The sequence below is a fragment of the Micromonospora sp. C81 genome (genome assembly GCF_018070425.1).
GTDB lineage: Bacteria > Actinomycetota > Actinomycetes > Mycobacteriales > Micromonosporaceae > Micromonospora > Micromonospora zamorensis.
Map to the genome: position 1 here is coordinate 259,820 of NZ_JAGPXS010000002.1, position 20,050 is coordinate 279,869.

Here is a 20,050-nt window from a genome sequence, read left to right on the forward strand (position 1 = left end):
GCTCAGCCGACCGGCGGGGCGGTGGGTGGTTTCGGCGCCTCGCCCGGCTCGGCGGGCTCTCCGACGGGGCGCTCCTGCTCACCGAAGGCGGTGCGGATCCACCGGTTCGCCTCCTCCTGTTCGATTCCGGAGGCCACCAGCAGGTCGCTCGCGGTGGTCCGGATCTGGGCGACCACCACACTGCCGGAGAAGCCGACCCCGTCGCCGTACGCCCGGCCGGCCTCGCTGACGGCCCGCAGCGACCGCTCGCGGGCCTTCTCCGGTTCCTCGCCGGCGGCGAACTCGTGTTTGAGCAGCCGGACCGACTCGGCGAGGTGGTTGATCGCGTCCGGCATCGGATCGGGCACCGGTTCCTCGTCCTCGACCAGGGTCACGGACCTGCGGATCAGCGTGCCGCTGTTGCGCATCGCCCGGTCGATCGGGTCGGCCGCCTCCGCGTAGTGGGTCAACTCGTCGCGGCGGTGCCACCGGGCCGGGGAGAGGGTGGCTGTCTCCTTCGCGCCTTCGATCGCCTCCCCCAGCGTGGCCAGCTCCTCCTTGTTGTTGCGCAGCCGGTCCAGTGCCCGCTGGATGCCGGCGCGGTCCCGGCTGCGCAGCCCGTCGGCGGTGGCGTCAAGTTGGGCGGCGAGCAGGTCCAGCGCCGGCCGGGCGGCCCGGTTGATCACCCGGAGCGGGTTCAGTGGCAGCAGCACAGCCGTGACCAGCAGCGCGATCCCACCGCCGAGGAACGCGTCGACGAAGCGGGGGATCTCCAGGTTCTGGGTCGACGGGCTCAGCGTGACGATCAGCACCGCCGTGGCCGCCGCCTGAATGACGATGGCGACGCTCGCCCCGGCGAAGATGGTAAGCAGGATCGCCACCGTGACCACCAGGCCGAGCTGCCACGCCCCGGTGCCGAGAAAATAGATCAACAGGTCGCCGACGCCCACCCCGACGCCCACCCCGACGATCAACTCCACGGTCCGGCGGAACCGCTGGCCGACCGACGCGGCCAGGGTGCCGACCGCGGAGATCGGCGCGAACACCGGTTGCGGGTTGCCGAGCAGCCGGTGCGAGACGAAGTACGCCAGCCCGGCAGCCAGCCCGGCCTGCACGGCGAGCCCGCCGGCCATCCGCACCCGGTGCAGCCGGTCGTGCAGGGTGGCCCGGCCGCGATGGCGCAGCTCCTCGGTGGCCTCGGCGATCCGGGCACCGTCGATGTCCACCAGCCCCTTGCGCAGCGCGGTACGTCGCACCATCGGAGGTCGCTTGTCCCGGGCCACGGCCATGGGCGCGACTACCCGTGGTGGGCCCGCTGAATCCTCCCTTCTCGCGCGTCGTGGGCGGATGCGGCAGACTCGGGCGGTGGTTGATCTGCTGGATCGCTGGCGAATCGCGGCCCGGGGCGCCGGTGCGGGTTCGGGCCCGACGTCGACCGGTGCCGGGGAGCAGTTGCTCGCCCGGTGGCGGGAGCCGCACCGGCGCTATCACACGGTGGCCCACCTGACGGCGGTGCTCGACGTGGTGGACGAGCACGCCGACCTGGCCGGCCGGCCTGACGTGGTCCGATTGGCGGCCTGGTTCCACGATGCCGTCTACGACCCGCGGGCCGTCGGCGACGCCAACGAACGCGACAGTGCCGCGCTGGCCGAGAGCGTGCTCGCCGGGCTCGGAGTGCCGGCGCCCACGGCGGCGGAGGTGCACCGTCTGGTACTGCTCACCGCCGGGCACACCGTGGCACCGGGCGACCCGGACGGCGCCCTGCTGTGCGACGCGGACCTCGTCGTGCTGGCCGCCCCGCCGGCCGACTACGACAGGTACGCGGCAGCCATCCGGCGGGAGTACGCGCACGTGCCGGAGCCAGCCTTCCGGGCCGGGCGGACCGCGGTGTTGACCGGCCTGCTGGCGCTGCCCGCGCTGTTCCGGCTGCCGCCGCTGGCCGCCCGATGGGAGGAGCCTGCCCAGGGCAACGTGCGCCGCGAGCTGGCCGCGCTCAGCGAGGGGTCGACGGGCGCGGGCTGACCAGGTGTTTCGGGCGACGCAGTCCCGCGGAGCGGAGCAACCGGACCAGCTCCCGGCTCGGCACCACCTGGGCACCGAGCCACACCGCCGCCGCGAACCGGTCGGCCGGAATGTCGTAGTGGTCCCGGTCGAAGCCGCGTCGGGGCGCGCCGAGTGTCTCGGCGAAGGCGTGCAGCTCGGCGTACGAGACGTCGCTGATCAGGTGCGACCAGAGCCGACCGCGCCACGGCCAGGCAGGCCGGTCCAGGTAGAGCATGGTGCCCAAGCTATCCCGCTCAGTTGATCATGTTGATGATCGCCGGCCGGCGACCTAGCCTCGGCTGCATGGCCCCCACCAATCTCCTCGACGACCTGCGCGACGCGCTCGGTGGCGACGCCGTGCTCACCGACCCGGACCTGCTGCGGATGCACCAGCGGGACGAGGCCGACCTGTGCGCCGCCGGCACCCCGCTCGTGGTGACCCGTCCGCGCAGCACCGAACAGGTGGTCGCCGTGGTCCGGGCAGCGGCGCGGCACGGCGTACCCGTGGTGCCGCAGGGTGCGCGGACCGGGTTGGCCGGCGCGGCGAACGCGGTGGACGGCGCGGTGGTGCTGAGCACCGTGGCGATGGACGAGATCCGGGAGATCGACCCGGTGAGCCGGATCGCTGTGGTCCAACCCGGGGTGGTCAACGCGGCGCTGGCCGGGGCGGTCGCGAAGCAGGGCCTCTGGTATCCGCCGGATCCCGGCTCCTGGGAGTCGTCGACGATCGGCGGCAACGTGGCCACCAACGCCGGTGGCATGTGTTGTGTGAAGTACGGCGTGACCACCGAGTACGTCCTCGGCCTGGAGGTGGTGCTCGCCTCCGGTGAGGTGCTGCGCACCGGCCGGCGTACGGCCAAGGGGGTCGCCGGGTACGACCTGACCCGGCTCTTCGTCGGCTCGGAGGGCACCCTCGGGGTGATCACCGAGGTGACCGTGGCGTTGCGGCCCGCGCCGGCCGAGTCGCTGACCCTGGTGGCGGTCTTTCCGTCCACGGCGGCGGCCGGCGCCGCGGTGGCCGAGATGGCGGCCCGCGGGCTCACGCCCAGCCTGTTGGAACTGCTCGACCAGACGCACCTGCGGGCGATCGAGGCGTACCAGCCGATGGGGCTGCGGACCGACGCGCAGGCCCTGCTGCTGGCCTCCGTGGACACCGGCAGCCGAGCCGCCGACGACCTTGCCGCCCTGGCCGCTGTGTGCGAGGCGGCCGGCGCCGACGAGGTCTACGCGGCCACCGACGCGGTGGAGGCGGCGGCGCTGCTCCAGGCCCGCCGGCTGGCCCACCCCGCCATGGAGAAGTTCGCCGCCGACGCCTACCCGGGTGGCAACGGCGGTCTGGTGATCGACGACGTGGCGGTGCCGCGCGGTTCGCTTGCCGCGCTGCTGGACGGGGTGGCCCGGATCGCAGCGGAGTGCGAGGTGCCGATCGGTGTGGTGGGGCACGCCGGGGACGGCAACATGCACCCGAACATCGTGGTCGACCGGGCCGATCCGGCGAGTGTGGAGCGGGGCCGGCGGGCGTTCGACGAGATCATGCGGCTCGGCCTGGACCTCGGCGGCACGTGCACCGGCGAGCACGGGGTGGGGCTGCTCAAGCGGGACTGGCTGGCCCGGGAGATCGGGCCGGTCGGCGTCCGGGTGCACCAGGCGATCAAGTCGGCGCTCGACCCGGCTGGTCTGCTCAACCCGGGCAAGGTGCTCTGACCTGGCTGAAGGTCAGCCCTTGACCTCGGCCGGGGTCGCCTGGGTGAGCAGCAGCAGGATCTCCCCGGCGACCGGCGTGCGCTCCTCACCAGGGCAGTCCTGCGAGGTGATCAGCCCGGTCGAGGTGATCAGGCTGGACGTCAACGCGTCGATGCAGGTGGTCCGGTACCTCCGGGCCTGATCGGTCTCGGCGGCCAACTTCGGGTTGGAGAGCAGCACCTGGAGCCGTTCGGTCAGCTCCGGCGCGAGGGTGCCCCGGGAGGTGACCCCGTCGCCGGCGCAGTCGAGGCACTGCCACGCGCCGTTGCGCTCGACGCTCAGGGTGCGCATCGGCCCGTCTTCGCCGAGCCGCTGGAGCAGGCTGACCTGACCGGCGGCGACGGTGGTCGGGATCTCCAGCTGCGATCCGCCCCCCGCAACCGGGGCGGATGGCTGCGCCAGAGTCGTACCCGGCTTGTCCCGGTCGAACAGCGAGCACCCGGTCAGGGCACCGACGAGCGCGACGGCGAGGAGGGGTAGGAGCAGACGAGGGTGCGCGCGGGGTAGCACGCGCGGAAACCTACCCCACCGTAGGTAGCGACCGAAACCACCATCCGGGTCGGTATCGATGGTTACCCATTGGTAACGTCGCAATTCGTCATCGAGCGGACGGACGCAGCTCCGCCTGATCGTCGCCGCCACGGTCGGCGGCGTAACCCCGCACGTCCGGAGCGCCGAGCCGAGCGGCGTCCGCCGCGGCGTCGTCCGGCATCAACTGGGACTGCCGCTCCGCCTCCACCCGGGCGCGGTAGTGCTCCACCTCGCGGGCCCGGGTCGCCTCGTCCCAGCCGAGCACCGCGCCCATCAGCTCGGCGGTGTGCTCCGCGGACTCCAGCCCCCGGTGGCTGGTCTCGAACGAAATCCGGGTCCGCCGGGTCAGCACGTCCTCCAGGTGCAGCGCACCCTCGGCCCGCGCCGCGTACGCGACCTCCGCCGCCAGATACTCCGGAGCACCCGCCAGCGGAGACGCGAGCAACGGGTCGGCGTCGACCAGGGCCAGCAGGTCCAGGGTGAGGGTGCCGTACCGCTCCAGCAGGTGCTCCACCACACCCACCGGCACGCCGTGCCGGCGGGCCAGGTCGGCCCGGTCCCTCCACATCGCCGGGTAACCGTCGGCACCCAGCAGAGGCAGATCGGCGGTACGCGACGAGCGCGCGCCGCCGAGCCGGCGGGCCGCCCGGTCGACCACATCGGAGGCCATCACCCGGTACGTCGTGTACTTGCCACCGGCGACCAGCAGCAGTCCGAGCATGGGCTCGAAGACCGCGTGCTCGCGGGAGAGCTTCGACGTCGAGTCGGCCTCGCCGGCCAGCAACGGCCGCAGCCCCGCGTACACCCCCTCGATGTCGGCGGTGGTCAACGGCCGGTCCAGCACGGTGTTGACCTGCTGCAAGAGGTAGTCGATGTCGCGGGCCGAGGCGGCCGGGTGGGACCGGTCCAGCCGCCAGTCGGTGTCCGTCGTGCCGATGATCCAGTGCCCGCCCCACGGGATGACGAAGAGCACCGAACTCGCCGTGCGCAGGATGAGCCCCGCCTCGCCGGTGATCGCCGAGCGGGGCACCACCAGGTGCACCCCCTTCGAGGCGCGCACCCGGACGCCGGGCCGCAGGCCCACGTCGTTGAGCATCCGCGACATGTCGTCGCTCCAGACACCGGTGGCGGCGATGACGGTACGGGCGTGCACCTCGAACTCCGCGTCCGGCGAACCGGCCGGCGCCTCCAGGTCACGGACGCGGACACCGGTCACCTCACGCGCCTGCCGGATCAGCCCGACGGCGCGGGCGCTGCTCACGACCGTGGCACCGAGGCTGGCGGCGGTGCGGGCGAGGGTCACCACCAGGCGGGCGTCGTCGACCTGCCCGTCGTAGTAGCGGATCGCCCCGGCCAGCGTGTCGGGCCGCAGACTCGGGAAGACCCGCCGGGCCCCCTCGCGGGTCAGGTGCCGGTGCAGTGGCATGCCCCGGCCACCGCCGAAGATCCCGGCGAAGGCGTCGTAGGCGGCCACACCCGCGCCGTAGTAGGAGCGGCGGAAGATGCGGGCCGGCAGGTCCCGCAGCCCTCGCCCGGCGGGCAGGGGCACCAGGATCGGCACCGGACGCACCAGGTGCGGCGCGAGCCGGGTGGCGAGCAGGCCGCGCTCGGTGAGCGCCTCGTGCACCAGGTGGAACTCCAACTGCTCCAGGTAGCGCAGGCCACCGTGGATGAGTTTGCTCGACCGACTGGAGGTGCCCGCCGCGAGGTCACGCGCCTCGACGAGGGCCACCTTGAGGCCCCGGGACGCCGCGTCCAGAGCGGCACCGGCACCGGTCACCCCGCCCCCGATGACCAGGACGTCGAAGCGCTCGGCGCGCAGTCGACGCAGGTCGGACACACGGCGGACCGGCGAGAGCTGGCCGGCGACGGATCGGGAGATGTTGGGGTCACGCACAGGTCCACGGTAACCGCCATGCCACCGTGCCGGCATTCGCCGCCCGCCCGGCTGACGGAAACTGTCCAGCACCGGCACGGTTCTCCGGTCGACCCGCAACACGACGGTCGGATGGAAACCGCTCGCCGTGGTCGTAAGGTTCTCGGATGCAAGGTCACCCCGCGCAACCCGGATTCAGCGACCGCAGCTCCCCGTGGTCGGTGGTCGCAGCCGTGCTGGTCGGCTGCTGGACGGTCGCGGTCACCGCGGCCACCCAGACCGGCGGCTGGGTCACCGATCAGGTGCTGCTGGGCTTCGGGCTGGACCGCGTCGGCTGGCTCTGGCCGGTGCTCGGCCTGACCACAGTCGTGCTGGTGGGCACACCCGCCCTGCTGCTGGCCGTGCTGCCCCGGTCGGCTGCCGTCCGGGCCACCGGGAAAGCCTGGCTGATCGGGGCACTCGCCCTCGGCGTGCTCACGCTGCTGCGGGTCGTGCCGCCGGTGCACCACGAGGCGTACCTCGCCGGGCTGGCCGGCGTCGCGCTGCTCAGCGCGCTCGCCGCGCGCTGGTCGGCGCGACGATCATCCGGCCCGGATGTCGACACCGCGCCCGCCGCCGCACAGTGGGCCGGCGAGGGCACAGAGCAACGCGACGCCACCGGTGGTGCGGCGCTGAACGACGATGCCGCCGCCCGAGCCGAGACCGTCGCAGGCCCGGGGTCGAGCGCCGACGCCGCCGGGAGTCCGAACCCGGTCGGACGTCAGCGTGGATCGCATCGGACCGGACCGGTGCCTCTGCTCGCGGTCGCCGCCGGGTTGGCGCTGCTGCTGCCGTGGGCCTGGCTGGGCGCGCTCGGCGGGCTCCTGGAAACCGCGCTCGCGCTGTTGGCGGCAGCCGCGCTGGGGGTGCTGGCCGCGACACTGTTGGACGCCACCTTCTGGTCCCGGTTCGCTGTTGGCCGACCGCCGCGGCCGGCCCGGCTCGTCCTGCTGGGAGGTCTGGTCGCCGGGGTGGCGCTGCTGCTGCTCGCGGCCGGCACCGGCCAGTCCGGCGCACAGTTGCCCGCGCTGCTGACCCTTCCCCCGGTGGGTTTCGCACTGGCCGCGCTGTGGGCCGCAGCCTGGCGACCCAGCACCGACCCGACCATCGCCGCACGCGCCGGCCGGACGGCGACCGGCTGGCTCGTGGGCCTGGCCGCACTCGGCCCGCTGGCCTTCACCGACCCGGAAGAGATCACCCTGCTGCTGGTCGGCACCCGGGACATCCCGTTCTGGGTTGCGGTCGCCGCCGGCGCCGGGCTCGCCGTCGCGGTCCTGGTCGCCATCGGGTACGCGGTGCTGCTCGCCCGGCCGACGGCACGCACCCCGAGTCGCCGGTCGGCAGCGGTGGCAGCCGTGGTGCTGCTGGTGGCGTTCGGTGTGGTCGACCTGGGTCCAGGCCAACCGGGCCTGCACGGCGAGCGGCTGTTCGTGGTGCTGCGGGCGCAGGCCGACCTGGGTGGACTGCCGGCCGGCGCTGCGGGTCGGGCCGGGAGGGACGCCCGTGCGACGGAGGTCTACCGACGGCTGGTGACGACCGCCGAGCAGAGCCAGGCCGACCTGCTCCGGGGGTTGCGTCGACTGCGACTCGACCCGGTGTCGTACTACCTGGTCAACGCGGTGGAGGTCGACGGCGGTCCGGCGGTGCGGGCGTGGCTCGCCCGCCGGCCCGAGGTGGCCCGGGTGCTGGTCAGCCAACGTCTGCGGCCACTGCCGGCCCCGGCGGGACAGAGCCGCGGCACCGCGCCCAGGCCCACCGGCCCGGAGTGGAACATCCGCCAGATCGGCGCGGACCGGGTGTGGTCCCAGCTCGGGGTGACGGGCACGGGCATCGTGGTGGGCAGCTCGGATTCGGGGGTGGACGGCGCCCATCCGGCGCTGCGCGCCGGGTTCCGGGGCGGAGACGATTCCTGGTACGACCCGTGGGACGACACCCGCAGCCCGACCGACCAGGGTGGGCACGGCACCCACACGGTGGGCAGTGCGGTGGGGCGCGACGGCATCGGGGTGGCGCCTGACGCGCAGTGGGTGGGCTGCGTCAACCTGGACCGCAACCTCGGCAGCCCTGCGTACTACCTGGACTGCCTCCAGTTCATGCTGGCGCCCTTCCCGACCGGCGGCGACCCGTTGACCGACGGCCGTCCGGAGCGCGCCCCACAGGTGCTGACCAACTCCTGGGGTTGCCCGCCCATCGAGGGTTGCGATCAGCACGTGCTGCGGCCGGCCACCGCCGCGCTGGACGCCGCCGGGATCTTCGTGGTCGCCGCCGCCGGCAACACCGGGCCGTGGTGCGCGTCGATCGACGACCCACCGGCGCCGTACGCGGACGTGCTGACCGTGGGTGCGGTGGACGCGCAGCGCCGGGTCGCCGAGTTCTCCTCGCGCGGGCCGGTGCCGGGTGCGAGCAAGCCGGACGTGCTGGCACCGGGTGTGGGTGTGGTGTCGGCCATGCCTGGCGGCACGTACGCCGCGCTGGACGGCACGTCGATGGCGACCCCGCAGGTGGCCGGGGTGGTCGCGCTGATGTGGTCGGCGAACCCGGCGCTGGTCGGCGACGTGGCCCGGACCCGGCAGATCCTGCGGGACACCGCCACGGCGGCGACGCCCACCTACCGCTCCGACAACCCGTCCGACACCTGTGGTGCTCCGTCGAACGTCACGGGTGCCGGTGAGGTGGACGCGTACGCCGCCGTGCGCGCCGCCAAGCAATAGGCAGGTTTCCTTCCGGATCCGACGGGCGGGAGCGCGGGCCGCCACACGGTGTTCTAGGGTCGGCGACCATGGACGCCGAGATCACCGTCACCGAGCTGACCCCCGACCTGGCCGACACCGTGGTGCGGCTCTGCGAGCAGGCTCTCGACCTGCCCGAGGACGCCACCGAGGCCGCCGCCATCGTGGACGTGCTCTGGCCCCGGGCCGCCGCCGACCGGCCGGTGGTCGGGCTGGGCGCGTACCGGGGTGCGGACCTGGTCGGGGTGCTGTTCTGCTCGGTGTCGTCGGCCGAGCCGGGCATCGGGCACGTCGACCTGGTCGCGGTCCGTGCGGATCAGCGCCGCCGGGGCGTCGGCCGGGCGCTGCTGCGGCGGGCCGAGCAGGTGCTGGCCGAGCGCGGAGCGACCGAGGTGCTGCTGGCCGGGAACCCGCCGTACTACGCGTGGCCGGGCATCGACGTCCGCTACACGCCGGCGGTCTGCGCCGCCCTCGCGCTCGGCTACCAGCAGGACCGGACCGCCTGGAACATGACCGCCGACCTGTCGTACGACGGGTCGGCGGCACTGCGGTCCACCGAGGCGGCGGAGCGGCGGCTGGCCGATCAGGGCGTCACGGTGCGCCGGGCGGAGCCGGCGGACCTGCCGGCGTTGACCGCGTTCGCCCGGTCCACCTTCGGCGGCACGTGGGACGGCGAGTTGGCCGGGTCGGTGGGTCGTGACGGCGCCGGCTGCCACCTGGCGGAGCGGGGCGGCGAGGTGCTCGGCTTCGCCGCGTACGGGTCGTCCCGGCCGAGCTGGTTCGGGCCGATGGGCACCGCGCCGGCGGCCGAGGGGTCGGGCATCGGCGGTGTGCTGTTGCGGCGCTGCCTGCGCGACCAGCAGGCGGCGGGGCTGACCAGGGCGGAGATCGGCTGGGTGGGGCCCGTGCCGTTCTACTCGGGCAGCGCGGGTGCCCGGATCGAGCGGGTCTTCTTCCTGTACCGGAGGACCCTGCCGGTGGCATAACCGGGGCAAAGGGGACATTGATCCATTCGCCCGCGTCGGTCATCGACGCCCCCTACCGTTTCGGTAGAGGAGGCAGCCATGACCACGGATGACGACCAGACCGAGGACGGCCCGCCGATCACCTGGAAACCGGTCGGCGAACTCCCGGGCCAACTGCCGTTCGACCGCCTCGACTACGGCGACGCCGAGCAACTGGCCGAGATGACCACCGACGACGGGTCGGCGGTCGTCGAGGAGTCACGGGAGATGGTGGACGAGCCGATCAAACTGCTTCCGCCGTACGACCGGGCACAGAAGCGGCGCAACCAGCGCCCACTGCCGACCTGACGACGAACGGGGCGGACCGCATCAGCGGCCCGCCCCGTTCCGTGTCGGAACTGGACTCAGAAGTCCATGTCCCCGCCACCCGGGCCAGCCGGGGCAGCCGGGGTCTTCTCCGGCTTGTCCGCGACAACGGCCTCGGTGGTGAGGAACAGCGCCGCGATGGAAGCGGCGTTCTGCAGCGCCGAGCGCGTCACCTTGGCCGGGTCGATGATGCCCGCGGCCAGCAGGTCGACGTACTCGCCGTTGGCGGCGTTGAGGCCGTGACCCGCTTCGAGGTTACGGACCTTCTCCACCACGACGCCGCCCTCAAGGCCGGCGTTGACGGCGATCTGCCGCAGCGGGGCGTCCAGCGCGACCTTGACGATGTTCGCACCGGTCGCCTCGTCGCCGACCAGGTCGAGCTTGTCGAAGGCGGTCTTGCCGGCCTGGACCAGCGCGACGCCACCACCCGGGACGATGCCCTCCTCGACGGCGGCCTTCGCGTTGCGAACGGCGTCCTCGATGCGGTGCTTGCGCTCCTTGAGCTCGACCTCGGTGGCCGCACCGACCTTGATGACCGCAACGCCGCCGGCCAGCTTGGCCAGCCGCTCCTGCAGCTTCTCGCGGTCGTAGTCGGAGTCGCTCTTGTCGATCTCGGCCCGGATCTGGTTGACCCGGCCCTGGATCTGCTCGGCGTCACCGGCACCGTCGACGATGGTGGTCTCGTCCTTGGTCACCACGACCTTGCGGGCGCGGCCCAGCATGTCGAGGCTGGCGGCGTCGAGCTTGAGGCCGACCTCCTCGCTGATGACCTGGCCACCGGCGAGGATGGCGATGTCGGTCAGCATGGCCTTGCGGCGGTCACCGAAGCCCGGCGCCTTGACGGCGACCGACTTGAAGGTGCCACGGACCTTGTTGACCACCAGGGTGGCGAGGGCCTCGCCCTCCAGGTCCTCGGCGATGATCAGCAGCGGCTTGCCCGACTGCATGACCTTCTCCAGGATCGGGAGCAGGTCCTTCACCGACGAGATCTTGCTGTTGGCGATCAGGATGTACGGGTCGTCGAAGACGGCCTCCATACGCTCCGGGTCGGTCATGAAGTAGGCCGAGATGTAGCCCTTGTCGAAGCGCATACCCTCGGTGAGCTCCAGCTCCAGCCCGAAGGTGTTGCTCTCCTCGACGGTGATGACGCCTTCCTTGCCGACCTTGTCCATCGCCTCGGCGATGATCTCGCCGACGGTGCTGTCGCCAGCGGAGATGGAGGCGGTGGAGGCGATCTGCTCCTTGGTCTCGACGTCCTTGGCGAGCTTGGACAGCTCCTCCGAGACGCTCGCGACCGCAGCCTCGATGCCCCGCTTCAGGGCCATCGGGTTGGCGCCAGCGGCCACGTTGCGCAGGCCCTCACGAACCAGGGCCTGGGCCAGGACGGTCGCCGTCGTCGTGCCGTCACCGGCAACGTCGTCGGTCTTCTTGGCGACCTCCTTGACCAGCTCAGCGCCGATCTTCTCGTACGGGTCCTCGAGCTCGATCTCCTTGGCGATGCTCACACCATCGTTGGTGATGGTGGGGGCACCCCACTTCTTCTCGAGCACGACGTTGCGGCCCTTCGGGCCGAGGGTCACCTTTACGGCGTCGGCGAGCTGGTTCATGCCCCGCTCAAGGCCGCGGCGAGCCTCTTCGTCGAAAGCGATCATCTTGGCCATACGGCGTTGTCCTCCTGGACACTCACGGGCCACCCGAGATGTGTGCCCCGGATGGGCCGCCTGGTGTGCGCACCTAGGGACGTCGCCACCTGGCGACGACGACGTCCTTCGGCCGGGCCGGATAGCCCGCGACGACCGGCCATGTGCTGCCCCGGTGTCTCCACACCGGCACAACCTGGCCCCACCGTCCCGACCGTTGGCACTCACGGTATGCGAGTGCCAATGACTTGTTTAGCACTCTCCCCTGCCGAGTGCAAGCACGATGGGGCCGCTCAGCCGAGTTCCGCGGCCAGTCCGGGAGTGTTCACCGGCGCCTCATGAGCGCGCTGCTCGGCGTACGTGACCAGCAGACCGATCATCTGGGAGAGGTGGGCCGGCAGGGCCAGCACCGCGGTGATCCCGATCACCACCACCGCCCCGACCGCGCTGTCCGGGGACGCGAAGGGATCCGTACCGAACGCCGCGGTGCCAACGCCCTCCAGCGCGCCGGGGATCACGGTGCCGACGATCACCGCCAGGGCGACCAGGGCCACCCGACCGAGCAGCAGGCCGAGCCGGTCGTGGAACATCCGGAACGACCGGCCGATCGGGTTGTGGCGTTCGAAGAGGTAGACCGGGCCGGCCATGCTCAGCGCGAACGCCAGGTAGATGCCCGGCAGGACGCAGAAGCAGGCACCGAGGCCGACGAGCAGGCTGATCAGCAGGGTCCACCCCCACAGCCCGAGTGCCCGACGGATGCCGTAGCGCAGCGCGGAATCCAGGCTGCCCGGCTGACCGGCCGCCTGCTGGGTGATCACCCAACTGCCGGCGGCCCACCCGACGGCCTGCAACAGCCCGACCAGCACGCTGCCGCCGATCAGCAGGACCAGGAGGCTCACCAGCTCCACGGCGAAGTTGTCCGGCAGGGCGGCGGTCGTGCTCGTCTGGGCCTCGGCGGCCCACTTCGCCGACGGGTCCGCCCCGAGAGAGATCACCGAGAGCACCGCCGCGGGCAGCACCTGGGTCAGCAGCATGATGGGCACCAGCTGCCGCCAGCCCCGGCCCAGCGCTCCCCAGCACCGGCTGAACCAGCCAGCCAGGCCGGCACCGGGTGGAGTGACCAGGGGGTCGTTCGGGTCGTACCCGTAACCCGGCGGGTACCAGTTGACCGGCGGCCCCGGATGCCACGGCTGCGCACCGTAGGGCCCCGCTCCAGGCGGGTAGCCCCCGGTGGGCGGGAACACCCACCCCTGCTGCGGCTGACCGGCCGGGCCCCAGGCGCCCTGCGCAGGATCCCAACCAGCCGGCGGGACACCCGGCACGGAGCCAGGCGGCTGACCGGCCGGGCCCCAGGCGCCCTGCGTGGGGTCGGACGGGCCTGGCTCACCCGGCCCGTAGGGCGGGGTGGACGAGGGTGGCTGGTCGGTCATGAACGCTCCTCAGCATCGGCTGGAACGGTTCACGATCTTCCCGGCTGCGCGCCCGTGCCGCCAGCCCCCAAGGCGGTGGCCGACCAGTGCGGAACGGTCAGGCGATGACGCGTACGTGCTCCGCCTGGGGGCCCTTCTGGCCCTGGGCGATCTCGAACTCGACCCGCTGGCCGTCGTCCAACGCCTTGTAGCCGTCCATCTCGATCGCGGAGAAGTGAACGAACACGTCCTGACCGCCGTCGACGGCGATGAAGCCGTAGCCCTTTTCGGCGTTGAACCACTTGACGCTGCCCTGTGCCACGGTGCCACTTCCCTCACTCTGCGCGGTGCTGCCTGACCCCGGCGCACGGAGCGGCCGGGCGCCCTCGGACCACCGCCCGGCAATCGATGAACGCCATTGAAGCAGGTGACCGAAATCGCACGCTACACGAGGACTGACAGCCGCGCACGACCACAAATCGGGCATGGTCCTGATCGCTTCCACACCAGCTCCGGCCGCACCGGTCGACCCGACGCGGCGATCCGACGGATTCATCGACGTGAGTGCCAGCGGGGAAGGAGACGAGGCTGCGCCGCGAGCCGGTGAAGATCGGGCCCGACCCGAAAAATGCCGTTAACGCCCTGTGATAGGCATGCGGCATGACCACCGATACGGGCTCGACCTCCGTTCGTCGGGCGGAGATCCGCCGAGGCCGGCCGGAGGACGCCGCCCGGATGCGGGCGCTGCGCCTGGAGATGCTCGCCGACGCACCGTTGGCCTTCCTGGAGACCCTGGCGGACGCGGCGGCCCGACCGCACAACGAGTACGCCGCACGGGTCGCGTACACCTCCGCCGGCCCGAACAACGCGCAGTTCGTCGCGGATCCGGGTGGCCGGCTGGTCGGGCATGCCGGTGGCACGGTCACCCCGGACGAGCCCGGGCTGACCGTGATCTACGCCGTGTACGTCACGCCGACCTGGCGGGGCAGCGGCCTTCTCGGTGACCTGATCGACGGGGTGGCCGACTGGTCCCGGGCCTGCGGCCGACCGGAGCTGCTGCTGGAGGTCGTGGTCGGCAACGACCGCGCCTACCGGGCGTACCAGCGGCTGGGCTTCAAGGACACCGGCGTGCGAGTCCCCCACCCCAAAATCCCAGCCCTGAACGAGCTACAGATGCGCCGACCCGCCTAACAGAGAACTCATCCCAAGGCAGAACCACTCTGACGCCCCCAATAAGGAAACCGGAAGCGCCCGCGCCACAGTGCCCACAAGGGGTTTCCGGGGCAGCCCGACCCGCGCAGGGATCAAGCCTGACCGCCCGGAGCGGGTCGGGCTGCCCCGGAAACCCCCACCGCAACCACTACACGTGACGCCGAGACTGAACGATCCGGAACCGGTTGGCCACATAAGCCCCATCGGTCAACGCCGAGTTGGCCGCCGCGTTGGCCCCGCTGCCGTGGAAGTCGGAGAACGCCGCCGACTGGTTCACGAAGACGCCGCCGGTGAGGTTGCAGGACAGGTGCACCCCGACCTCGACCGCGACCGCCTCAGTGGCGTCCAGCACCGCCTCGTCGGTGGAGTAGACCCCGGCGGTGAGCGCGCCCTTCTCGCCGACCGTCCGGCGCAGCAGCTCCAGGCTCTGCGCGGTGGAGTCGGTGGCGATGGCGAACGAGATCGGCCCGAACCACTCCCGGCCGTACGTCTCCGCGTCGTCCGCCGCCAGCTTCACGATCGTCGGGGTACGCACCACCGCGTCGGCGTACGCCGGGTGCGCCACGACCCGCGACTCCAGCACCGGCTCGCCGACCTTGGTCACCTCGGCCAGCCGTTCCAGCACCCCGTCGTTGACGATGGCGCCGGTCAGCTCCACGCCTCGCGCCGGATCGGCGGTGAGCTTGCCGACCGCTGCGGCGATCCCGCCGGCCACCTCGTCGAAGCTCTTGTGCCCCTGGTCGGTCTCGATGCCACCGGCCGGGATCAGGATGTTCTGCGAGGTGGTGCACATCTGGCCGCTGTAGAGGGTCAGCGTGAAACCGAGGTTGCGGCACATGCCGGCGAAGTCGTCGGTGGAGTCGATGACGACAGTGTTCAGACCGGCCTTCTCGGTGTAGACCGAGGCCTGCCGGGCGTGCGTCTCCAGCCAGTCGCCGTACTCCGTGGAGCCGGTGAAGTCGACGATCTTCACGGAGCGGTGCAGGGCCAGGTCGCTGGCGACCTTCTCACCGGGCGCCTCAGCCGCCAGCATGATCAGGTTCGGGTCGAACCCGGCCTCGGCGAGCACCTCCCGGGCGTACTTCACGGTGATGGCCAGCGGTAGCACCGCGCGCGGGTGCGGCTTGACGATCACCGGGTTGCCGGTGACCAGCGAGGCGAACAGCCCGGGGTACGAGTTCCAGGTCGGGAAGGTGTTGCAGCCGATCACCAGCGCCACCCCACGCGGCACCACGTGGAACGTCTTGGTCATCCGCAGCGGGTCACCCTTGCCGGCGGCCTTCTCCCAGCCTGCCGTGCCCGGGTGCCGGGTCATCTCGGCGTACGCGTACGCCAGCGCCTCCAGGGCCCGGTCCAGTGCGTGCGCGCCGCCGGCCTGGAAGGCCATCACGAACGCCTGCCCGCTGGTGAACTGCACCGCGTTGGCCAGCTCGAAGATGTTCTTGTGCAGCCGGTCGAGGATCTCCAGGCAGACTCCCACCCGGGCCTGCGGGCCGGCGTCGCGCCAGGCCGGCAGCGCGGCGGAGGCGGCGCTCACCAGCTCGCCGGGGCCGGCGTGCGGGTAGCGCACCGCGAGCTCCACTCCGAACGGGCTCGTCTCGGTGGCGACCCGGTCGCCAGCGCCCGGCTGGTCGAGGGGGAAGTCCCCACCGAGGTACGCCTCGAAGGCGGCCTTGCCGTCGGCGGCGGCGGTCTCGCCGTACACCCGAGGGCTGGGGGATTCGGGATAGGCGGACCAGTAGCCCCGCTCCGTGATCGCGGTCAGCGCACGGTTGAGGGTGTCGGCGTGCCTGTCGTACAGGGGCTGCGGGGTCTCCGTCATGCCCGCCATCATGCCTGAGCCCGGTCCGCGAGCAGTAGCGCGAATGCCCGACAGCGGCTCATGCCGCAGTCGGGTTCGGGAGCAGAAGCGCCAATGACCGACGGCACCGCGGTTGCCCGCGGCGGCAGCGGGTAACCGCGGGCCTCCGGCCAGGAGAGCCGGCCACGGGAGGGCCGCGGGTGAGGATCACCGAGATCCGGGTGCACGGGGTCGCCGACAAGGGGCCCGAGACGATCCTCGACCGACCGATCGTCGCGCGGGTCGCGGGAGACGACAACGCCGGCTTCTACCGGCCGCGGCCCGGCTACGGTGCCCCTGCGGACCGCGACGGGGTGACGCTTGAGGCGTACCGCTGGAGCCGGCTGACCGGCGGCACCGCGACCCGGACGTTCTCCCTGGTCCTGCTCCTGCCGTTCATGCTCAGCAACATCGCGGTCTGGATGCTGCCGGTGACCGGTGGCGGCGGCCGTGCCGCGCGGGCGCTGTGCCGACTGCTGGCCGCGACGATGACAGCGATGTACGTGCTCTCCACCGTCGGGGTGTCCCTCGACCTGATCGCCTGGCAGTGCGCGGCCTATCCGAGGTGTCTGGAGGGGCGGCGGGAGTTCTCCTGGCTGGGTGGCGTGCCGCCCGGGCAGCGGCTCGCGCTGCTGGCCGTACCGCCGATCATCGCGATCGTCCTGATCTGGCGGCTCGGTGCCCGGACCTGGCAGCTTCCCGAGGACAGCGACCACGCGCCCGGGGTGGGTGCGGACCGGCTCGACGCGCCCGCCTTCTGGGACACCCGCTCGCTGCTGCGCCGACTGCGCTCGGTGCACGTCGCGGTGGCGCTGGGCACGCTCGACGTCACTCTGCTGCTGGCTCTGGCGCCGCACGACGCCACACTGCCCGGCTGGCTGCTGCTGGCCGCGAATGTGGTGCTGCTCGCCGGCGCGGTGGTGCTGCTCTGCCGGCCGGCGATCGAGCGACGCGGGGAGCAGGACCAGCGGAGTTCGCGGACGATCCGCTGGGCGGCCGTCGCGCTCACCGCGCTGACCCTGGGGTACGCCCTGGCGCCTCGGCCGCCGTGGGCGGCCGAGGGGACGTTGCCGGGGTACGGGATGCTGGTCGCCGGGTTGTTCGCCGGGCAGGTGGCGCTGCTCGCGATGCTCGGCCTGGTGGTGGCGGTGCAGCGCCGTTCCCTTCCCCGCCCCTTCTTCCTGCTTGCCGGGCTGGGCGCACCGGTGCTGATCACCGTCGCGATCGGGCTGGGCGTCGCCTACTCCTCGGGTCTGACCTACGGGCTCGCCGAGTATCTGGACCGTGGGTCCAGCCCGACGCCCGCGCGGCCGCTGCCGCCCGGGGCACCACCGCTGTCGCCGCCGATCGCCTACCGCTGGGTCACCCTCGGCTTCAGCCTTGCCGTGCTCCTGGTGCTCGTGACGGCGGTGCTCGTACCCCGGATCCGGCGTGGTCGTCGCCGCCGGGAGGCCGAGGAACTGGTCCGGCGGGACTACCCGGAAGCCTCCCGCGCGGCCCCCGAACGGGTCCGGGCCGTCCGCGACGCGATCGTGCGTGCCAGGCTGACGGATCGGCTCGGGCCGCTGCTGGCCACCGCGTATGTGGTGTTGGCACTGCTCACCCTGGCGGCGGCCGGGCTCTCGGTGATCGGTCCCGGCCCGGGTGCGCTCGCTCTGCGACTGGGCGGCGAGCCGCTGGCCCGTCCGGTGATCTTCGTGACCGACCTGGGCGCCCTGCTGATCGGGCTGTTCGCCACGGTCCTCGCGGTGATGGGACTGGTCGCCTACCGATCCGGCCCGATCCGGCTGGTCGGTGTGCTCTGGGAGCTGGCCACCTTCTGGCCGCGTGCCGCGCACCCGCTCGCCCCGCCGTGCTACGTCGAGCGGGCCGTCCCCGAGCTGACCCGCCGGATCGGGCAGCTCACCGCCGACGGGAACGCTGTGGTGCTGTCCGGGCAGAGTCACGGCAGCGTGCTCGCGGCGGTGACGATCCTTCAACTCCCCGACCACTGTCAGCGGCGGGTGGCCCTGCTGACCTACGGCACCCCGCTTGGAAACCGGTACCGGCGGATCTTCCCGGCGTACGTCAACGACGAGATGTTGCGCGAGGTCGGCGGCCGGTTGGCCTGGCGGTGGATCAACCTGTGGCGGTACACCGACGCGGTCGGCGGACCGGTGTTCGTCCCGCTCCTGGACGGACCCGACGATCCGGCAGCCCGGGTCGACCGTCGGGTGCGGGACCCGAAAGGACTGCTCATCCCACCGACCGACACCGTGCCCCCACCGGTGCAGGGCCACCGGTTCACCCCGGACGACGACTTCCACGACGCGATCCGCGAGCTGGTCGCGCGATTGGAGCGAACCGACGGGTGACCGCCCGGGTCAGAGGGCGAGCTGCCAGTTGTTCCAGGCGTCCACCGGGCGGAAGCCGAGCTGCTCGTTGATCGCCACCATGTAGCTGTTGCTGGCGGCGTTGAAGGTGTCGATGACGCGGACCGTCGGCTCGTGGGTCAGCAGGTGGTGCAGGTTCTCCGCCTTGGCGATGAGACCGAGCCGGTGCCCACGGTGGGCCGGGTCGACGATGGTGATCTGCTGGTAGGAGTGCCAGTCGGTGGAGGCGCTCACGTCCAGCAGGGTCCAGGCGACCAGCCGCCCGGACGCCTCGTGGCGCATCCCGAGGTGGTAGCGCCGCCGACCCCGGGCGTCCAGGGCGCGCTCGGTGCCACGGATGCGCTCGGCGTCCACCTGCTCCGGGTCCCACTGCACGTCGCCCATGGGCGCGTCCATGAGCAACCGGCCATCCAGGTAGGCGATGTCCGCCACGTACTCCTGCGGGGTGGAGCCCTGCCAGCAGACCGACTGATAGCCCTCCGCCCGCGGCCGGGCGTCGGCCAGCGCCGCGCGCAGGGCGATCCGGTCGATCGCGTCGACGTCGAGGCGGCGACGCACCTCGGGCAGCGCCGACTGGGCGCCGGTGGTGGCGGCGAACGCGTCTCCCGCCGCTGATCGCGCCGGCCCGTCGGGCAGCGCGGAGACGGTCATCGCGACGACCCGCTTGCGGCCGCGCTCGCGGAGCAGGCGTACGCCGTACTCGTGCAGCGCGCGACCGACACCCCGGCGCCGCAGCTCGGGATGCACCGTCAGCTCGGCGGTGGCGTTGTCGGTGTTGTCGAGCTGCGGCAGGTCCAGCTGGAGGTAGCCGGCCGGCGCGCCGTCCATCCGGGCCAGCGCCCAGAGCGATTCGGTGCCGGGCATCGGCGTGTGGAACAGCGCGTCGAAGCGGCGTCGGCAGAAGGGTGGGAAGTCCGGCAGGTCGACCTCGGTGGCCGCCGCGCCGATCCGGTACGCCTCGTCGACCGAGGTGCGGTCGGCGCCGTCGAACGACGCGATGGTGATGCTCATGCGGTGAGCGTGCACCGTACAAAAGCGATCGGGCCAGCGAATTACTCGCTGGCCCGATCGAACGTTGGTCGGGAGGGACACTCGCACAACGCCTCCGGCGTTGGGTCGCAAGAACTTCAAAAGTCTTCGGCGAAATGCCCTCCCGCACGGAGCATCTTGCGCCGTCCGGTTCCTGCCGTCAAGTCCGTAGCGGCGGGTTTTCCACACTCACAGCTAAAACCCAGTTACGGAGTGATCGACTCGGTTTCACTGAAGTCGGGGTGTCCAGTCAGCCCGGACACCCCGATTTCCGTAA

The 20,050-nt window shown here is 72.3% G+C and carries 16 protein-coding genes; 7 read left to right on the forward strand and 9 right to left on the reverse strand.

Features of this window, described 5'->3' with window-relative positions; all coding sequences use genetic code 11:
• Positions 1-2 precede the first annotated feature (2 nt).
• Positions 3-1,238 (reverse strand): aromatic acid exporter family protein, encoded by a 1,236-nt coding sequence (locus KBX46_RS04745; protein WP_141911408.1) that lies wholly within the window; start codon positions 1,236-1,238, stop codon positions 3-5.
• Positions 1,239-1,344: 106 nt separating this feature from the next.
• Between KBX46_RS04745 and KBX46_RS04750 the strand changes: the two genes are divergently transcribed.
• Positions 1,345-2,001, forward strand: coding sequence for a metal-dependent phosphohydrolase (locus KBX46_RS04750; RefSeq protein WP_308159376.1), 657 nt, complete (start codon positions 1,345-1,347; stop codon positions 1,999-2,001).
• Here KBX46_RS04750 and KBX46_RS04755 read toward each other — a convergent pair.
• Complete coding sequence (locus KBX46_RS04755; RefSeq protein ID WP_088950414.1) at positions 1,973-2,257, reverse strand: DUF4031 domain-containing protein; 285 nt, start codon at positions 2,255-2,257, stop codon at positions 1,973-1,975. The genes KBX46_RS04750 and KBX46_RS04755 overlap by 29 nt on opposite strands.
• 68 nt (positions 2,258-2,325) lie before the next feature.
• Between KBX46_RS04755 and KBX46_RS04760 the strand changes: the two genes are divergently transcribed.
• Complete coding sequence (locus tag KBX46_RS04760) at positions 2,326-3,726, forward strand: FAD-binding oxidoreductase (RefSeq protein WP_210791135.1); 1,401 nt, start codon at positions 2,326-2,328, stop codon at positions 3,724-3,726.
• A gap of 12 nt (positions 3,727-3,738) precedes the next feature.
• Here KBX46_RS04760 and KBX46_RS04765 read toward each other — a convergent pair whose 3' ends face one another.
• On the reverse strand, positions 3,739-4,275 hold the full coding sequence (locus KBX46_RS04765) for a hypothetical protein (RefSeq protein WP_210791137.1): 537 nt from the start codon (positions 4,273-4,275) through the stop codon (positions 3,739-3,741).
• A gap of 88 nt (positions 4,276-4,363) precedes the next feature.
• Complete coding sequence (locus tag KBX46_RS04770) at positions 4,364-6,178, reverse strand: glycerol-3-phosphate dehydrogenase/oxidase (RefSeq protein ID WP_088952050.1); 1,815 nt, start codon at positions 6,176-6,178, stop codon at positions 4,364-4,366.
• Between the two features lie 161 nt (positions 6,179-6,339).
• Here KBX46_RS04770 and KBX46_RS04775 point away from each other — a divergent pair, with 161 nt between their 5' ends.
• The 3 genes from KBX46_RS04775 (at position 6,340) to KBX46_RS04785 (ending at position 10,253) form a co-directional block, all read left to right on the forward strand.
• Positions 6,340-8,922 (forward strand): S8 family serine peptidase, encoded by a 2,583-nt coding sequence (locus tag KBX46_RS04775; protein ID WP_210791139.1) that lies wholly within the window; start codon positions 6,340-6,342, stop codon positions 8,920-8,922.
• A 68-nt stretch (positions 8,923-8,990) separates the two neighbouring features.
• A complete protein-coding gene (locus KBX46_RS04780; protein ID WP_210791141.1) occupies positions 8,991-9,926 on the forward strand; it encodes a GNAT family N-acetyltransferase in 936 nt (311 codons plus the stop codon).
• A gap of 78 nt (positions 9,927-10,004) precedes the next feature.
• On the forward strand, positions 10,005-10,253 hold the full coding sequence (locus KBX46_RS04785) for a hypothetical protein (RefSeq protein ID WP_088950419.1): 249 nt from the start codon (positions 10,005-10,007) through the stop codon (positions 10,251-10,253).
• A gap of 56 nt (positions 10,254-10,309) precedes the next feature.
• Here KBX46_RS04785 and groL read toward each other — a convergent pair whose 3' ends face one another.
• The 3 genes from groL to KBX46_RS04800 form a co-directional block, all read right to left on the reverse strand.
• On the reverse strand, positions 10,310-11,932 hold the full coding sequence (groL, locus tag KBX46_RS04790) for a chaperonin GroEL (protein ID WP_030490078.1): 1,623 nt from the start codon (positions 11,930-11,932) through the stop codon (positions 10,310-10,312).
• A gap of 272 nt (positions 11,933-12,204) precedes the next feature.
• Positions 12,205-13,341 (reverse strand): hypothetical protein, encoded by a 1,137-nt coding sequence (locus tag KBX46_RS04795; protein WP_210791143.1) that lies wholly within the window; start codon positions 13,339-13,341, stop codon positions 12,205-12,207.
• 97 nt (positions 13,342-13,438) lie between these two features.
• Positions 13,439-13,642 carry a cold-shock protein gene (locus tag KBX46_RS04800; RefSeq protein WP_088950422.1) on the reverse strand — a complete coding sequence of 68 codons (204 nt, stop codon included), beginning with the start codon at positions 13,640-13,642 and terminating at the stop codon, positions 13,439-13,441.
• A gap of 338 nt (positions 13,643-13,980) precedes the next feature.
• Between KBX46_RS04800 and KBX46_RS04805 the strand changes: the two genes are divergently transcribed.
• Complete coding sequence (locus KBX46_RS04805; RefSeq protein ID WP_099848955.1) at positions 13,981-14,511, forward strand: GNAT family N-acetyltransferase; 531 nt, start codon at positions 13,981-13,983, stop codon at positions 14,509-14,511.
• A 169-nt stretch (positions 14,512-14,680) separates the two neighbouring features.
• Here KBX46_RS04805 and paaN read toward each other — a convergent pair whose 3' ends face one another.
• The gene (gene paaN / locus KBX46_RS04810; RefSeq protein WP_210791145.1) at positions 14,681-16,354 is read right to left on the reverse strand and encodes a phenylacetic acid degradation protein PaaN; all 1,674 of its coding nucleotides are present in this window, start codon (positions 16,352-16,354) and stop codon (positions 14,681-14,683) included.
• Positions 16,355-16,533: 179 nt separating this feature from the next.
• Between paaN and KBX46_RS04815 the strand changes: the two genes are divergently transcribed.
• On the forward strand, positions 16,534-18,726 hold the full coding sequence (locus KBX46_RS04815; protein ID WP_210791147.1) for a hypothetical protein: 2,193 nt from the start codon (positions 16,534-16,536) through the stop codon (positions 18,724-18,726).
• A 9-nt stretch (positions 18,727-18,735) separates the two neighbouring features.
• On the opposite strand, the gene KBX46_RS04820 is transcribed toward KBX46_RS04815, so the two are convergent.
• Positions 18,736-19,755, reverse strand: a complete 1,020-nt coding sequence (locus KBX46_RS04820; protein ID WP_210791149.1) for a GNAT family N-acetyltransferase — start codon at positions 19,753-19,755, stop codon at positions 18,736-18,738.
• Positions 19,756-20,050 lie beyond the last annotated feature (295 nt).

Excerpts from the sequence above, each read along its gene's own strand:
- KBX46_RS04785 (WP_088950419.1), top strand. The coding sequence starts at position 10,005 with ATGACCACGGATGACGACCAGACCGAGGACGGCCCGCCGATCACCTGG.
- KBX46_RS04775 (WP_210791139.1), top strand. The coding sequence starts at position 6,340 with ATGCAAGGTCACCCCGCGCAACCCGGATTCAGCGACCGCAGCTCCCCG.
- KBX46_RS04755 (WP_088950414.1), bottom strand. The coding sequence starts at position 2,257 with ATGCTCTACCTGGACCGGCCTGCCTGGCCGTGGCGCGGTCGGCTCTGG.
- KBX46_RS04760 (WP_210791135.1), top strand. The coding sequence starts at position 2,326 with ATGGCCCCCACCAATCTCCTCGACGACCTGCGCGACGCGCTCGGTGGC.
- groL (WP_030490078.1), bottom strand. The coding sequence starts at position 11,932 with ATGGCCAAGATGATCGCTTTCGACGAAGAGGCTCGCCGCGGCCTTGAG.
- KBX46_RS04820 (WP_210791149.1), bottom strand. The coding sequence starts at position 19,755 with ATGAGCATCACCATCGCGTCGTTCGACGGCGCCGACCGCACCTCGGTC.
- KBX46_RS04805 (WP_099848955.1), top strand. The coding sequence starts at position 13,981 with ATGACCACCGATACGGGCTCGACCTCCGTTCGTCGGGCGGAGATCCGC.
- paaN (WP_210791145.1), bottom strand. The coding sequence starts at position 16,354 with ATGACGGAGACCCCGCAGCCCCTGTACGACAGGCACGCCGACACCCTC.
- KBX46_RS04745 (WP_141911408.1), bottom strand. The coding sequence starts at position 1,238 with ATGGTGCGACGTACCGCGCTGCGCAAGGGGCTGGTGGACATCGACGGT.
- KBX46_RS04780 (WP_210791141.1), top strand. The coding sequence starts at position 8,991 with ATGGACGCCGAGATCACCGTCACCGAGCTGACCCCCGACCTGGCCGAC.
- KBX46_RS04795 (WP_210791143.1), bottom strand. The coding sequence starts at position 13,341 with ATGACCGACCAGCCACCCTCGTCCACCCCGCCCTACGGGCCGGGTGAG.